The following is a 472-nucleotide window of genomic DNA, read 5'->3' as shown; positions in this document are numbered from 1 at the left end:
CGGCGGAGCCGACGGCGAGCACGGCGGCGGCGGGGAGCGGCGGCTCGCGGCGCTCCCAGCGCAGGGCGACGGCGGGTGGTGCGGGGTCGGCGGTCATGACGGCGCGACCGCCGTGACGAGCTCGGCACGTATGCCGACGAGCACGGCGGGCAGGTCGGCCGGGGCGAACCCGGCGTCGATCTCGCGCAACGCGGCCTCCAGGCGAAGCCGGGAATCACGCCCCTCGGGCAGGTCGCGGTGTTCGGCCAGCAGGGCGGCGCCGGTGCGGGCGAGCCGTTCGGCGCGGGCGGCCGTGCTGCGGGAGAGTTCCTCGGCGGCGTGCGCCAGCGAGGTGTTGGCGGCCTTCTCGATCAGGTCGGCGAGGGTGTCACGGGCGAGCGCCTGGGTGTCGGCGGTGGGGGCGATCAGCGGCAGGACCCACAGGTCGCGGGCGGTGGCGGCGTCGCGCCCGTCCAGGACGGCGGCGGCCGCG

Annotated in this window: 1 pseudogene; it reads right to left on the bottom strand. The window is 78.6% G+C overall.

Features of this window, described 5'->3' with window-relative positions:
* Positions 1–93: 93 nt before the first annotated feature.
* Positions 94–472 (bottom strand): annotated as a pseudogene (locus ABD308_RS39275) (AAA family ATPase); the annotation flags it as partial.

The sequence above is a fragment of the Kitasatospora putterlickiae genome, from assembly GCF_039527695.1.
GTDB classification, from domain to species: domain Bacteria; phylum Actinomycetota; class Actinomycetes; order Streptomycetales; family Streptomycetaceae; genus Kitasatospora; species Kitasatospora putterlickiae.
This window is presented reverse-complemented; position numbering and strand designations above follow the sequence as displayed.